Source organism: Guptibacillus algicola, from assembly GCF_020171805.1.
GTDB lineage: Bacteria > Bacillota > Bacilli > Bacillales > Guptibacillaceae > Guptibacillus > Guptibacillus algicola.
This window is the reverse complement of sequence record NZ_JAIVAF010000003.1, coordinates 1047981-1062312: the sequence shown is the minus strand read 5'-3', so window position 1 is coordinate 1062312 and position 14332 is coordinate 1047981. Positions and strand designations below refer to the sequence as shown.

17 protein-coding genes, 8 tRNA genes and 1 pseudogene are annotated in these 14332 nt (G+C 39.8%); 3 read left to right on the top strand and 23 right to left on the bottom strand.

The features are described from left to right. Nucleotides 1-52: 52 nt before the first annotated feature. Entirely contained in the window at nt 53-1939 is a 1887-nt protein-coding gene (locus tag LCM09_RS13125) for an ABC-F family ATP-binding cassette domain-containing protein (RefSeq protein WP_224882487.1), read from the bottom strand. A 421-nt stretch (nt 1940-2360) separates the two neighbouring features. Further along, nucleotides 2361-2765 carry a DUF2203 domain-containing protein gene (locus LCM09_RS13120; RefSeq protein WP_224882485.1) on the bottom strand — a complete coding sequence of 135 codons (405 nt, stop codon included), beginning with the start codon at nt 2763-2765 and terminating at the stop codon, nt 2361-2363. 172 nt (nt 2766-2937) lie between these two features. Here LCM09_RS13120 and LCM09_RS13115 point away from each other — a divergent pair, with 172 nt between their 5' ends. Further along, nucleotides 2938-3261 carry a 2Fe-2S iron-sulfur cluster-binding protein gene (locus tag LCM09_RS13115; protein WP_224882484.1) on the top strand — a complete coding sequence of 108 codons (324 nt, stop codon included), beginning with the start codon at nt 2938-2940 and terminating at the stop codon, nt 3259-3261. 51 nt (nt 3262-3312) lie between these two features. Here LCM09_RS13115 and LCM09_RS13110 read toward each other — a convergent pair. Then, nucleotides 3313-3801, bottom strand: a pseudogene (locus LCM09_RS13110) (dihydrofolate reductase); the annotation flags it as partial. Further along, on the bottom strand, nt 3795-4589 hold the full coding sequence (locus tag LCM09_RS13105) for a thymidylate synthase (protein WP_224882481.1): 795 nt from the start codon (nt 4587-4589) through the stop codon (nt 3795-3797). The gene LCM09_RS13105 and the pseudogene LCM09_RS13110, both read right to left, overlap by 7 nt. Before the next feature lie 102 nt (nt 4590-4691). Here LCM09_RS13105 and LCM09_RS13100 point away from each other — a divergent pair, with 102 nt between their 5' ends. Further along, the gene (locus tag LCM09_RS13100; RefSeq protein ID WP_224882479.1) at nt 4692-5135 is read left to right on the top strand and encodes an Hsp20/alpha crystallin family protein; all 444 of its coding nucleotides are present in this window, start codon (nt 4692-4694) and stop codon (nt 5133-5135) included. Nucleotides 5136-5168: 33 nt separating this feature from the next. On the opposite strand, the gene trxB is transcribed toward LCM09_RS13100, so the two are convergent. Next, complete coding sequence (gene trxB / locus LCM09_RS13095) at nt 5169-6110, bottom strand: thioredoxin-disulfide reductase (RefSeq protein WP_224882477.1); 942 nt, start codon at nt 6108-6110, stop codon at nt 5169-5171. Between the two features lie 198 nt (nt 6111-6308). Here trxB and LCM09_RS13090 point away from each other — a divergent pair, with 198 nt between their 5' ends. Continuing rightward, nucleotides 6309-6548 (top strand): YuzB family protein, encoded by a 240-nt coding sequence (locus LCM09_RS13090; RefSeq protein ID WP_224883044.1) that lies wholly within the window; start codon nt 6309-6311, stop codon nt 6546-6548. Nucleotides 6549-6753: 205 nt separating this feature from the next. Here LCM09_RS13090 and LCM09_RS13085 read toward each other — a convergent pair whose 3' ends face one another. From LCM09_RS13085 to LCM09_RS13000, 18 genes are all read right to left on the bottom strand, one after another. Further along, the gene (locus LCM09_RS13085; protein WP_224882475.1) at nt 6754-6984 is read right to left on the bottom strand and encodes a hypothetical protein; all 231 of its coding nucleotides are present in this window, start codon (nt 6982-6984) and stop codon (nt 6754-6756) included. A gap of 38 nt (nt 6985-7022) precedes the next feature. Beyond that, on the bottom strand, nt 7023-7670 hold the full coding sequence (locus LCM09_RS13080; RefSeq protein ID WP_224882474.1) for a YpjP family protein: 648 nt from the start codon (nt 7668-7670) through the stop codon (nt 7023-7025). Between the two features lie 127 nt (nt 7671-7797). Continuing rightward, nucleotides 7798-8130, bottom strand: coding sequence for a transporter (locus LCM09_RS13075; protein WP_224882472.1), 333 nt, complete (start codon nt 8128-8130; stop codon nt 7798-7800). A 244-nt stretch (nt 8131-8374) separates the two neighbouring features. Next, nucleotides 8375-8449 (bottom strand) — tRNA-Glu (locus LCM09_RS13070). Nucleotides 8450-8456: 7 nt separating this feature from the next. Continuing rightward, nucleotides 8457-8530 (bottom strand) — tRNA-Gly (locus LCM09_RS13065). A gap of 3 nt (nt 8531-8533) precedes the next feature. Beyond that, nucleotides 8534-8626 (bottom strand) — tRNA-Ser (locus LCM09_RS13060). 4 nt (nt 8627-8630) lie between these two features. Continuing rightward, nucleotides 8631-8706 (bottom strand) — tRNA-Ala (locus tag LCM09_RS13055). A gap of 9 nt (nt 8707-8715) precedes the next feature. After that, nucleotides 8716-8792, bottom strand: a tRNA-Arg gene (locus tag LCM09_RS13050). A gap of 24 nt (nt 8793-8816) precedes the next feature. After that, a tRNA-Leu gene (locus LCM09_RS13045) sits at nt 8817-8901 on the bottom strand. 3 nt (nt 8902-8904) lie between these two features. Next, nucleotides 8905-8980: transfer RNA gene (locus LCM09_RS13040), tRNA-Thr, on the bottom strand. 163 nt (nt 8981-9143) lie between these two features. Continuing rightward, nucleotides 9144-9219 (bottom strand) — tRNA-Val (locus LCM09_RS13035). Nucleotides 9220-9393: 174 nt separating this feature from the next. After that, nucleotides 9394-9552: a hypothetical protein gene (locus LCM09_RS13030; protein ID WP_224882471.1), complete on the bottom strand. Its 159-nt coding sequence runs from the start codon at nt 9550-9552 to the stop codon at nt 9394-9396. Between the two features lie 128 nt (nt 9553-9680). Next, complete coding sequence (locus tag LCM09_RS13025; RefSeq protein ID WP_224882469.1) at nt 9681-10433, bottom strand: NRDE family protein; 753 nt, start codon at nt 10431-10433, stop codon at nt 9681-9683. A gap of 65 nt (nt 10434-10498) precedes the next feature. Continuing rightward, complete coding sequence (gene trhO / locus LCM09_RS13020) at nt 10499-11398, bottom strand: oxygen-dependent tRNA uridine(34) hydroxylase TrhO (protein WP_224882467.1); 900 nt, start codon at nt 11396-11398, stop codon at nt 10499-10501. Nucleotides 11399-11475: 77 nt separating this feature from the next. After that, on the bottom strand, nt 11476-11868 hold the full coding sequence (kapB, locus tag LCM09_RS13015) for a kinase-associated lipoprotein KapB (protein WP_224882465.1): 393 nt from the start codon (nt 11866-11868) through the stop codon (nt 11476-11478). A gap of 78 nt (nt 11869-11946) precedes the next feature. Beyond that, the gene (locus tag LCM09_RS13010) at nt 11947-12558 is read right to left on the bottom strand and encodes a cell wall hydrolase (RefSeq protein WP_224882463.1); all 612 of its coding nucleotides are present in this window, start codon (nt 12556-12558) and stop codon (nt 11947-11949) included. A 138-nt stretch (nt 12559-12696) separates the two neighbouring features. Beyond that, nucleotides 12697-13851: an acyl-CoA dehydrogenase family protein gene (locus tag LCM09_RS13005; protein WP_224882461.1), complete on the bottom strand. Its 1155-nt coding sequence runs from the start codon at nt 13849-13851 to the stop codon at nt 12697-12699. 57 nt (nt 13852-13908) lie between these two features. Next, nucleotides 13909-14148: a glutaredoxin domain-containing protein gene (locus LCM09_RS13000; protein WP_224882459.1), complete on the bottom strand. Its 240-nt coding sequence runs from the start codon at nt 14146-14148 to the stop codon at nt 13909-13911. Nucleotides 14149-14332: the final 184 nt, after the last annotated feature.

Below are 14332 nucleotides of genomic sequence, written 5' to 3'. Positions count from 1 at the left end.
CAATATTTTCTAAACATGAAAAAAACCACCTAATTTACAGGTGGTTACATTTTTAATCTATTTTCTCAGACAGCTCTGACCAGCGCTCGATCTTTTCCTCTAGTTCCATCGTTAATGCCTGCTCTTCTTTATAGAGCTTATCTACTTTCTCAAAATCACTTCCACATTTAGTGATTTCATCTTTCACGTTTTCTATTTTCAGTTCGATGTCTTCAATCGTCTGTTGAATCGTTTCCCATTCTTTCTTTTCATTATATGACAGCTTGTTTTTCCTAGGTTTCTCTTTCCTTGCTTCTTCTTGTGGTAAGGAAATTTTCTTTTCTTCAGCCTCAAGTTCTTTCTCGCGTTTTTTTACGTCTAGATAATCGGTGTAGGAACCATAATAATGGTCAATTTCACCATTTCCTTCAAATACAAAAAGCTGTTCAGCAATTTTGTCTAGAAAGTATCGATCGTGTGAAACTGTAATGACCGCCCCTGGAAATTCGGCCAAATAATCTTCTAATACCGACAGAGTTTGAACATCAAGGTCATTTGTAGGTTCATCTAAGAAAAGAACATTAGGCTCCTCCATCAGTATACGGAGTAAATAAAGTCGTCTTTTCTCTCCTCCAGACAATCTAGAAACATACGTCCATTGCAATTCTTTAGAGAAGAGAAAGCGTTCCAACATTTGTGAGGCTGTGATGCTTCCACCTTTTTGTAAGCGTACTTGTTCTCCGCCTTCTCGGATATATTCAATCACCCTAAGCGATTCATCGAGCCCTTCGTTTTGCTGGGTATAGAACCCAATTTTCACAGTCGTGCCAATTTCTACAGTACCGCTATCCGGTTGTATCCTGCCAGCAAGCATTTTTAAAAGCGTTGTTTTACCTGAACCGTTCGCACCTATTATTCCAATCCGATCTTGTGGTAGAACGAGGTAGCTAAAATGGTCTGTAATAGGCTGTCCATTTATCGCTTTCGTAATATCCTCTGCCTCGATGACCTTCTTTCCGAGTCGACTAGAACCAATCGCCATTTCAACATTTCCCTCTGTCTTATACTCAGGCTCATCCTTCATCGTCTCAATTCGCTGCTTCCTAGCTTTTTGTTTTGTTGTTCTTGCTTTTGCTCCACGCTTCAGCCATTCTAGTTCACTTTGTAATAACTTGCTTTGTTTATGCGCCTCTTTTTGTTCCCTACTTTCACGTAGTGCTTTTTGTTCGAGGAACGTTTCATAATTCCCGCCATATTCAAACAAACGACCTTTGTCTAATTCAAAAATACGGTTTGTCACACGGTTCAGAAAATAACGATCGTGCGTTACAAGTAAAAGTGTACCTGAGTATGTACTAAGATACTGTTCCAACCACTCAACTGTATCGTGATCGATGTGGTTGGTAGGTTCATCTAAAATTAGAAGATCTGCAGGCTGTATAAACGCTTTTGCCAATGCAACCCGTTTTTGCTGACCTCCAGATAGCGTATGAACCATAGAGTCAAATTTCGTTAATCCAAGCTTCGTTAGAATGGATTTCGCTTTTGTATTAAAATCCCATGCATCTAGACGGTCCATTTCTTCTTGCACAGCGAGAAGACGATCCTGGAAATCAGTATTTTCAGGGTCTACCGTTACTTTTTGAAGCACTTCTTCATAATTCCTTACTGCATTGAATAATGGTACATCACTATCAAACACCGTTTCGAGAATCGTTTTCTCCTCATTAAACGTTGGATCTTGAGGAAGGTATTCAACTTGAAATGAGTTAGCGTGAAAAAGTTCTCCTCTGTCTGCTGACTCAAGCCCAGCTAAGATTTTAAGTAGCGATGATTTCCCCGTCCCATTTACGCCAATTAAACCAATTCTTTGTCGTTCTTCCAATGAAAAAGTTATCCCATCGAAAAGAGTTTTATCTCCATAAGATTTGGTAATATTCTCAGCTTGAAGCAAGCTCATGACACTCATCCTTTTCTCTCTTTAGTCTGTTTTCTATTTTACCCTTTTTGTGTTTATAAGGAAACTAATTCGTTATTTATGCTTCTTGTTACCTCGTTCGATTTTGAGATAACAATGCGAAGTCAATTTGCAATACCGATGCTATCGTTTATGTAGATTAAATACAAAAAGGCTGTCAAGTACTCCTCGACAGCCTTTATCTTTGATTAGTGTTCACTAAGCGTTCTTTTTTTGTTTCTTATTCTTCTTATGTTTTTTGTTGTTGTTTTGGTCTGCAGATAGTTCACTTGCAAATTCAGTTTCATGTTTGTGTGCTTGCTTAGGATTTTTCATTTATCTTCACCTCCACTAATGATAAGGTGTTCAGAATTTAAATTTCTATTCTCAATACGGTATGTGAAATTTTGGTTTTGTGATCGAATTAATCATCTTCTTTTGTTAGTTCAGGGGCATGCAGGTGGTCTCGTGAAAGGGACACAGCTTCTTCTGATTCATGCCAGAATAACTCAACCTCTTCCTCATTTTTAATAGATGGAAATGAAACAATACCACTTTCGATGTCGACTATCTTTACACCCATGGTCAATATATTTCGGATAAACGTCTGAGCTTCAAATTCCATGAATTCCATCCTAGCCTCTTTCTTAAACAATATATCATCATCTACTTTTGTTTTCTTTCGAAAAAGCAATGTCTTTTTATGCTGTTCTAATTGTTCATAATGTTCACTGAAAGCTTGTGTAACTCTTTTCAAGCTTGATAATTCACGTTTTAATTTTGGAATTAATTCATTTGCTTCTTGCACTGTGAAATATCTTTTATCCATTTGAATTCTCCTCCATCCGATCATTCAATAGTACTTCTTTACCCCAACCTGACAACTTTAAGCATTTTTCGACGTATTTTTGCATTTGGTAGTAAACCCTATAATTACACGCTCATTTCGGCTATGATAGAAAGGTGTGGGGAACATTATTTTATTAAAGGAGGAATTTCTTTTGGCAAAAGTAACAGTACCAGATTATGGAACGTTCGAAGTAGCAGATGGAACAAAACTTACACTAGCACTTGAGGATAATGATGTTCATATTCTTCATCGCTGTGGTGGAAAAGCAAAATGTACGACATGCCGTGTAGAAGTTCTTGATGGAGAGTTCGGAGAACTAACTGAAATTGAAAAAGAAGCCTTTAAACGGAAAGGCGTTGAAGAAAACCTGCGCTTATCTTGTCAAGTTCGAGTTAATGGTGACTGTGAGGTAAAGCCCGCAATGACGTTAGAAAGTTCTGGGCTTGATGATGCAGGTCCTAGACCAGAAAAATAAGTGTAAAAAAAGACTCCGGCCACATGGATCATCCACATGCCGGAGTTCTTTTTATACTCTTTCATAAACGACAAAATCATAATCGTAAGAGTTCTTATCGTCTTTCGTATGTTGGTCTCTAGACTTTTCTACCCAGTCTTCCTCCTTAAGTTCAGCAAAGTAAGCATCGCCCTGAAATTCCTCATGTATTTCAGTAATATATAGACGGTCTGCGTATGGTAGGAGCTGCCGATAAATCTCTGCTCCTCCAATAACGAACCATTCTTTTTCATTATCTTCTTCTACCATTTCTAAAAATTGGTCAATCGAATGCAGAATCGTGACGTTATCGATCGTTAAATCACGTCGAGTAATGACGTAGCTCTCTCTTCCAGGTAGAGGCTTACCGATCGATTCAAACGTCTTTCTACCCATCACAATCGATTTATTCATCGTCATTTTCTTAAAGTATTTGAGATCTGCAGGTAAATGCCAAGGCAAGTCGTTATCTTTACCGATCAATCTGTTTTCATCCATCGCAAGAAGAAAGGAAATCATACAGATACCTCTCCTTTTATGTGAGGGTGCGGATCATATTCGGTTAGCTCAAAATCATCAAAAGTAAAGTCGAATAATGATTTCACTTCAGGGTTAATGTTCATCTTTGGTAATTTCCTTGGCTCTCGTTTTAACTGTAACTCAACCTGTTCCAAGTGATTGTTATAAATGTGAGCGTCCCCTAGTGTATGAATAAATTCTCCAGGCTCTAAATCACAAACTTGAGCCATCATCATGGTAAGTAACGCGTAAGAAGCGATATTAAATGGCACGCCTAGGAAAACGTCAGCTGAACGCTGATACAGTTGGCATGAAAGTTTCCCATCTGCGACATAGAATTGGAACAAACAGTGACATGGAGGAAGCGCCATATCATCTACTTGAGATGGATTCCATGCGGTTACAATCATTCTTCTAGAATTTGGATTTGTTTTTATTTGCTCGATAACTTTTTGGATTTGGTCTACGGTTTCACCGTCGCCACCAGTCCATGAACGCCATTGATGACCATAAACAGGTCCTAACTCTCCGTTTTCATCAGCCCATTCATTCCAAATCCGTACTCCGTTTTCCTGTAAATACTTAACGTTTGTATCTCCTTTAATAAACCATAGAAGCTCATGGATGATCGAACGTAAGTGGAGTTTTTTCGTAGTCAAAGCAGGAAAACCTTCTTGCAGATCAAACCTCATTTGGTGTCCGAATACACTGATTGTTCCTGTCCCTGTTCGGTCGGACTTTTTAGTTCCGTTATGTAATATTTCTTCGCAAAGCTGTAAATATGTTTTCATGCTTTCCCTCCTATACATGCGCTATAAATTATTGTACCACTGGAACGTTCTCATTCACACATCATATGTTATATGAGAAATTAAGGAAAGGATGATTGTGAAATGGGAAAAGGAGACAAACTTCCGAAGAACCTTCAAGATCCAAACCTTCAAAATTGGCTGAGTACATTTGATGATTTCTTTAAAGATCCGTTTTCTAACCTTCTTCCACAGCAAGCGTTTCGAGTTGATCTGTATGAGACGAATACGGCTTTTATCGTTGAAGCTGAACTTCCTGGCATCGCAAAAGAACAAATAAAAGTAGAGCCCTTAGGCGATGGAATCCGTATTTCCATTGAATCAGACAGTTTTCAAGAAGAACGAAATGATAAGCAAAAGTACTACAAACAGGAAAGAGCATATTCGAGTACGAGCAGGATTATTAAGCTGCCATATGCCTTTTCAATGGAGAATATGAAAGGAAAATATGAAAATGGTATCCTCGAAATAAAGATACCTAAGAAAGACCGAATCAAAGATAGCATAAATTATTTAGACATCGAATAAAAAAACGGAGGGTTCTCTCCCTCCGTTTCTTCCTTACATGCTCCAATCAATAAATGCATTTCCTTCAAGAAATCTTTCGCAGTCCATAGCAGCCATACACCCCGTGCCTGCTGCTGTAATCGCCTGCCTGTAAGTAAAGTCCTGCACATCTCCACATGCGAAAACTCCTGGGAGATTCGTACGAGTTGTTCCTGGTTCTACGTTGATATATCCTTTATCATCCATATCGATCTTACCTTTTAAGAAATCCGTATTCGGTTTATGACCGATCGCTACAAAAATACCATCTGTTTCAATGGTTTCTTCGTTTCCAGAGTCACTGTCTTTTACTTTGATGCCTTTTACTTTAGTTCCATCAGAGACAACTTCAACCGGTGAGGAATTTAGTTTCCAGGTGATTTTCTCATTGTTTCTTGCTCTCTCTTGCATAATTTTTGAAGCCCTAAGTTCGTTTCTTCTATGAAGAATAGTAACTTCAGAAGCAAATTTAGTAAGGAAAGTAGCTTCCTCCATAGCAGAGTCGCCTCCACCTATAACTACAATCTTCTTATTTCTAAAGAAGAAGCCATCACATGTGGCGCACGTACTTACACCTCTGCCCATGTTCTCTGATTCTCCTGGAATACCTAGAAGCTTTGCAGAAGCACCAGTCGAAATCAACACCGATTCTGCTTCCACATCACCAAGCGTATCCGTCTTTAATGTATACGGTTTTTTCGAAAAATCAATGTCCTTAACCCAACCTCTTTCAATCCTCGCTCCAAACCGTAAAGCCTGCTTCTTCATATTTTCCATTAACTCCGGGCCTAGTATTCCATCAGCAAACCCAGGAAAATTCTCAACATCCGTTGTTAATGTTAACTGGCCACCTGGTTCTGGTCCCTCTATTACGAGTGGTTCCATATTCGCTCTTGCTAGATAAATCGCAGCTGTTAATCCTGCTGGTCCTGTTCCTACGATAACTGCTTTGTACATAATGACCCTCCTCTTAAAACTTCATTATGTTATTTTTCCTTTATTTCGAAAAATAAACCAAATTCTCTACAAACTAGTATATCTTATTTACTGAATATTGATTATTATTATGCTCATATGCAAATGGTTGTTCTTTTCCATTCCTTATTGATAAAATGGATGAAGTGTAAATATTGCAATTTGTATTGAGGTGATAATATTATGAATCCAATCGTTGAATTTTGCATGAGCAATCTATCGAGTGGTTCACATAAAGCAATGGAAATCCTCGAAAAAGATCACGATTTAGACGTATTAGAATATTCTTGTTTAGGACACTGCACATTATGTAGTCAGGAAATGTATTGTCTCGTTAATGGCGAGCGAGTAACGGCTACTTCTTCAGATGAGCTTGTTCGTAATGTCTATCAATTTATAGAAGAAAACCCAATGTTTTAATTTAAGATTGATCAGGGCATAGTATTGAGTGACACTCTTAAAAGGAGGATTACTCAATGAAAAATCGCAATGGCTATGACCCGAAAACAGGTGAACAGGGCGTTAAAAACGGTGAAGATGCTCTTCAAATGAATAAAAAGAGAGGCCCGCAAAATGCGCGCCCTAAAAAGAAGTAAGTGACGCTGCTCATATGAGCAGCGTTTTCTTATGCGATTCGAAATCGATATAAAAACCAAAAATCCTCTATTGGTGTCTCACCACTTGCAATAATGTGTTGCTCACCTTCATCATCAACAGTTACCCAATTATCATGATCGTCTTGATAAGCTGGGTAAAAGTTTCCTTTTTTGAAAAGTTTTCGTCCACTTTCAGAACCAGTTAAAGGGTCTTCCTCAAAAACATCTCTTATACATTGAAAGAGTTCCAACTTGCCCACTCTCCTTCCATTCAAACAGAAACACCCCGCATGCCTCTCTATGAGAGCCATTTTGGCGGAGTGTTTTTATCCCAATAAATTTTACCCACTTCATGATGCTCACTAAAATTATCGTTAGCGTCATGATAATGGAAGTTGAACCAGTACCCCTCTTGAGGTGGATGGTCACGTCGAACATGAAACCTCATCAAGTCATCACCAGTTTGTTCGTTGTAAACATGTACAATACGTTCACCGTAACCGCCAGCAGGATTATCCGTCAAGCGAAGCGAACGAACGGCATCAACATCCAACTCTTCAACTTTAGATGTAATGACCTCATTCACTTTAGGAACGATTAAATTTATGTATTCAGAGCCTACACGATTAGCGATTGAATCACCGAACTTTTGCATTCCTAACTCTTCTGTTCGTTGGGATGCGTAAGTGACGAATCCTTTTACTACTTCAGAAGATGGTGAAAACGCAGCGATGTCTGGCCAATCTAATGGACTAGACTCTATGTCGTCATATAGATCAGAAGGCTTCGCTTCAACAACGTGCGACGAAATGTCTTTCTCGTAACTTGCTTCTTGAGTCCGTTCAGGTTTTACATCCTGTAAATATTCAGTTGGTATGACTGTTCCTAGTGTGATTACAGCTACGAATGCTACAAATAGCTTTCTTGTCCATAATGGAAAACTCAACGTCTACACCTGACTTTCTCATGAAAAGATTTCTTATATTGTCCCATGAAGATGAATAAAATGCCAGATGTTTTTCGAATATTCTGTGACATAATTTGAGCGCTTTAATTAAAAAGCGCTCGATGTTCTAACAAGTAAACATTTCGATTCTGTTTAGATCAATTCCTGTATACACCCATCTTCGCCCCGTCCATCTGAAACCTGAAACGGACCTGCGTCCAACATATACAGGCCAAAACCAGAACCTATTTCCACCTTTCATCCAAATATAGGTGTAGCGGTATAAACATCCTCTGATCGCAAATGGATCGACAGCTTGAGTTCCAGCCTGTTGAGACTGTGGCATTTGTGGCGCAGTCGATGGCGGACTTGAAGGTGGTTGCATCACCTGCTGTTGCTGCCTAGGGGTATTATAGGTATGAATGTGGTATTCAATGTGTTCATGTTCTTCACTATACATATGTTCCATCCCTTCTCACTTGATATAGACACTGTATGCCCATTCCACGTGAGAGGTTCTTTTTGAACAACAAAAAAAGCACCTCATTGAGTGTGCTGCCGTTTACTTCATAGATGAAGTTTTTAAGTAGATGGTGACCCGTACGGGATTCCGACGCGTTAGCTAGTCCTGCTGAATAATCATCGATGAAAAGACATCTGCAGGAGAACCCTTGGGTGAGAAGCTCGTAAGCTTCTTATAAAAATGGTGACCCGTACGGGATTCGAACCCGTGTTACCGCCGTGAAAGGGCGGTGTCTTAACCGCTTGACCAACGGGCCACTATAATGGAGCGGGTGATGGGAATCGAACCCACGACATCAGCTTGGAAGGCTGAGGTTTTACCACTAAACTACACCCGCAAATGGCGGAGGAAGAGGGATTCGAACCCCCGCGGGCCGTTAAGCCCCTGTCGGTTTTCAAGACCGATCCCTTCAGCCAGACTTGGGTATTCCTCCATTATGGTGGAGCCTAGCGGGATCGAACCGCTGACCTCCTGCGTGCAAGGCAGGCGCTCTCCCAGCTGAGCTAAGGCCCCAAATATGTATGGCGCGCCCGAGAGGAGTCGAACCCCTAACCTTCTGATCCGTAGTCAGACGCTCTATCCAATTGAGCTACGGGCGCATAAATAATACTTTATCATTAAAATGGTGCGGGTGAAGGGACTCGAACCCCCACGTCGTAAGACACTAGATCCTAAGTCTAGCGCGTCTGCCAATTCCGCCACACCCGCGTGTGGTGCCGGCCAGAGGACTTGAACCCCCAACCTACTGATTACAAGTCAGTTGCTCTACCAATTGAGCTAGACCGGCGAAGTATTTTGAAGCTTATTCAGCCGTTGTCTCTTCCTCTACTAGTGTCGCTCTGAAGCTAGCTGCGTCAAGACAAGTCGATGCCGATTCGAAGAAGTTATGCTCCTTGCTCTACCAATTGAGCTAGACCGGCGAAGTATTTTCCTGAATAAGTCAAAAAGAATGGTGGAGGATGACGGGCTCGAACCGCCGACCCTCTGCTTGTAAGGCAGATGCTCTCCCAGCTGAGCTAATCCTCCAAATAAACAGCGACCTCTACATTATATAACTACTTGTCTACCTTCGTCAACAGTTAATTTCATTAATTGTTTGTCGAAAGAAGTTGTCTTATGAGGACAAGATTTATAATATCAATTAATCTTATGTATTGCAATAGTTTTTTGAAATAAAAAAAGCAGGAGTGTTTCCCCTGCTTATACTGGCGTTTTGACGAGAGTTTTATTTTTCTTTGTAGGCGCACTGCGTTCAGGGTATTTCTTCGGTATCACTTCTACATCCAACTTTCGATACTCACGAATATTTGAGGCTTCCCTTAATAGCTGTTCTTCAACATAGTGACGCTTTCGTTTCAATAAAACCCCTCCTCATACTTAGTAACTCTTAATTACCCATGATAGACCTTTTTCAAACCAGGTCTTTATTACCATAATTGATTGGTAATTGTTAAGGTAAGATATAATGTATTCCGGCAAAGCACGTATTATGAAGGATCGATGAAAAATTGAAACTTGTTTATTTTTTCATTAGCTTTTTCCATAAACGTTACCTCACCATCATTCGATACTATAACGACGGTCTGGGCACGCGTTCCATAAGTATCTGAATTAATATAAATAGACGACAACATCCTCTCCCATTCTAATGGAATCCCTGTATCGGGGAGATCTCGATCGAGTGCTGGTTCGGCATGATCTAGTAATGTTAATAGTTTCTCTGGATCAGGTTCAACATTTTCACAAAGATAATTAGAAAAATACTCTTTTAGAAGATCTACTTTTGGCCAGCTCGTATTCAATAGATGATTACTTACTGCGTGAATGCCTTCTGGTACTTTTCTGACTTCATTTTCACGATTTGAATAATAATATAACTCATTGAAGTGACCTGCAAATAGATTAAACCCATTATAGCTATCTTTCACACTTTGCAGACTGATCATATAGTCGTAAGCATGCACGTTTCTAGTAAGAAAATTAACAGGAAGTTCACCTCTCGACTTTTCCTTATGTGTTTCTGTAGGCTCTCGAAAATTTGTTAAGGCAGCAATCTTTCCTTCTACTGTTACACCTAGCCATGTTCCATAAGCTTTTAGATCTCTACCCGCAAGAAGGTTTGGATGATCATTCCAAAAATGCGCTGTTTCAGTCGGTCGCTCGTAAAATTCATCTCGATTTGCAATCAGAATAAATGGGTATTTCGGGTTTTGTTCAATGGCAACAGCTATTAAACACATACATCCCACGCCGCCTTCCTCTAGTATGTAAAGAAGCACAGTGCCGGACACTGTGCTTCTAGACCTTATTGATGTGACAATGCAACCTCTTTACAATCGGTTGAGCAATAACGCTGATGAGACTCTAGACATTTATCACAAACGATGTGAAGTTTATCACACTGAACGTTCGCACAATTAATATACGTCTCAGCCTCAGTACCACAGTGATAGCATGTTCCAACAACCTTAGCATCATCCGTTTGATTTACATCAACAGCCAGGCGGTCATCAAATACAAAGCACTTCCCATCAAAATATTTCCCTTGTACTTCAGGGTCTTTGCCATATGTCACGATACCACCATGAAGCTGCGATACGTCGTTGAACCCTTTTTTCTTCAAATAGCCTGAAAACTTCTCGCAACGAATTCCTCCTGTACAATAGGTAAGAACTTTCTTATCCTTTTGATCTGAGAGATTCTCTTCAATCCATTCAGGTAGTTCGCGAAAAGCTTTTATATTAGGTCGAATCGCATTTCTAAAGTGACCGATATCGTATTCATAATCATTTCGCGCGTCGATTACGATCACATCATCACTTTCAAGAGCATTCATAAACTCTTTCGGTTCTAAATAATTTCCTGTTACTTCGTTTGGGTCGATATCCTCATCTAGACGAAGTGATACGATCTCGTTTCGTGCACGCACGTGCATTTTTTTAAATGTGTGCGAATCTGCTTCATCGATTTTAAATTCAATATCTGCAAATCGTGGATCACTCATTAACTCATGCATGTATTGTTGTGTACATTCTTTTGGACCAGAAACCGTACCATTTATGCCTTCTTTTCCTACAAGCACTCTTCCTTTTAAATCTAAGGATTTACAAAATTTGAGATGTTTCCGAGCGAAGTATTCAGGGTCTTCAATTTCTACGTACTTATAAAATAACAGCACTTGATATGCTGAAGCTTCTGATTGCAAGTCAAAAACCACCTTCTGCGAGTTCTAAAATCAGTAATAAATCTTACCTGATTTCTGATGTAATGTAAAGGTGAGGATTAAGATGTGAAATAGTCGTCTTTAAGCTTTTCAAGTTCGATCAATGATGCTTCAGCCCAACGCCCACCTTCATGCTTCAACTCATTCGCTTGCGTTTCAACCGCTTCTCTTAATGATTCATGGTAGTCTGGAACTTCTTCATCATAATGGTTGATCGCTGATACTGGAACAAGCGCTTTTTCATACTGTGAAAGTGCTTTACGCTGATGAAACAACGGTACATCAAGCTGCTTAGGATTATGCAGATCTCCTTGAGTTGGGTGTTTGATGACAGCGAGTATTTTCACAACTGCCTTAGGGGTTTTAACATCAACGATTTCACCTATATATCTACCTGTTTTGTAACCCGCCGTAACGAGGTCTCCTTGTGCAAAAGACTTTCCATCTGACATGATTCCTTCACTCCTTCACCAAAACTAATGCTTTCACAACCTGATGATATCACAAAATCCTCCAGAGTCTGGAGGATTTCATCTTGTGAATGCATGTTTTCCGATTGTCTTGATAATATGCCTGCTTCGAATCCAATTGTCTGTTGCTGTTTTTGGATTATAATAAAACAATGCCCCAGAGCTTGGATCTTCTCCTAGCAATGCTTCATATGCTGCGTGATATGCTTTCTTCCCAGGCTTTTTACTATACTGGCCATCAGAAACAGCAGTGTATGCTCCACTCTGGAAAATCACTTCTTTTATGGAATTAGGAAATTTAGAAGAGCGAACTCTGTTTAACGTAACGGCTGCTACTGCTACTTTTCCTTCGAAGGATTCCCCTCTTGCTTCACCATTTATTAAACGCGCTAGCATTTCAACTTCCTCTACGGAATATTTCTTTACTGCTAGTTGCTCGCCTTTTACTTCTTTCACGTCTTCCATATTGTATATAGGTAGGTTCATTCGTAATGCAACCTCATGTTTCGTGTTTGGGTCTGGTTTTGATTGTGAAGAAGGTGTTTCCTCATTCCTAGTTGGAAGTTCAGATTCCGCCTTAACTAACGTAACCGCCTCTACTTGATGAGTTTGGTAGGATAATAAATTCAAGAAAAGACTCATGATCATCAATAATGATAGTTGTTTTCTCACTTAGCCCCACCCCTTCTAAATAGCTTCAACGTCACAGTTAGAAAGGTTAGAGCATTTTCAATCTCCTTTCAATAGGAAATCGAAGGTCTTATTTCCAAAAAACCGAACCATATGAAACTTATTCCACCATAACCCCCTCTAATTCAATTCACTCTTAGCTAAAACTTGAAGAGTTAATTCATCTCCTGGTGGATTATGAAGTCCCGCTCTAACATCTCTATATAAACGTTCAATCTTGTTTTTCTTCATTAGACTTCGTCCCCCAATAATCCGCATGGAGAGATCAACAACGTCTAATGCCGCATTAACAGCTTGGTGTTTCGCAGCGAATAACTGAGATTGCATCGTCATTCGTTGCCGAGGATACTTATCCCATTGATCTGCAACCGAATATAGGAAATGTCGTGCACTTAATAGTTTCAACGAGATTTGACCGAATTTATCTTGAATGTGCGGAACTTCTTTCAAAGACGTATCCAAACTATTCGGTTGGTACGAATTTACAAATTCTATCGCCTCTTGCTTGGCTGCTTCAGCAATACCAAGGTAAACGGCAGGTATATGTAACAACCAGCCAGGAGGTAAAGATTTTGTTTTGCGTTCTTTATCATAAACTTCTAGTAGCCTCTCTGAAGGCACAAACACGTCTTGTAAAACAAGGTCATCACTTCTCGTTCCTCGCATCCCAAGAACATCCCATGTTTCATCAATTGATACGCCTTCATCGCCCATTGACACGAGAAAATCTGCTGCTTCGTCAGTATCTTTTACCGTGGCCTTAACAATAACTTGATCAAGGTGGGGACTTAGAGTAGTAAATGTCTTTCTCCCCGTAATTCGATAACCTGATGCTTCTTTTTCTGCCATCGTTACAGGGAGGCCTCCTCTTGTCGGATCTCCGGTTTCTTCTTCTGTTTGCGCGCGATTAATGATTGCCCCTTCGACTACATCTCTCGATAGCCTGCCGAACGTAACCTCGTTCCAAGGCCTACGGTCATTTAAATCTTTCAATATTCCTAGATGCCAACCAATCGAAAGAGCTGTCGCCCCTTCTCCTTTACCGAGCTCCTCTTGAATCAAAACCAATTCATATAAAGAAAGGTCACCCCCGCCATATTGAGTAGGAACGGGTAATGCTGAGTAACCCGATGTTCTGAAACGATCAACCACTGACTTTGGAATCGTTGCATTCTCATCGATTATGTTCGCATATTCACGTAATTCAGCACTGATTGCATGTGCTAAATTATATAACTCTTCTTCACGTTTGTTACGAATGAACTTTTCTATCAAAAAAGGCACCTTCCTTCAGTTGACTACTTATCATGGTTCAATTACGATTAATACAAATTATGATGTTATATCTAACAATTCATCGATACGTCCTTGATCGAAACCAATGATTACTTCTCCATCGATCACGATCGTTGGAGTAGACAATGCATCATGAGTATGGATGAGTTCGTTTCGCGCGGCCTGATCTTCTTTAATATTTAAAAGCTCATAATTTATGCCATGCATATCGAAATAGTTTTTTACAAACTCACAAGGCGGACAAGCTGGCTGAGTATATACTTTCACGTTCTTCATTTGACTTCACTTCCCCATCAAGAATTCTTACCGTTTAAAACATATCACCAGCGTTTCTTACTTGCAACACATCTGTTCTTTAAAAAGTTTGTTTCTAATTGATGTTGGGAATTAAGATTGCTGACAGGTTCTTGAAACTTTTTGTTCTATTCATCGTATAAGATAGTACACGAAGCAATTACCA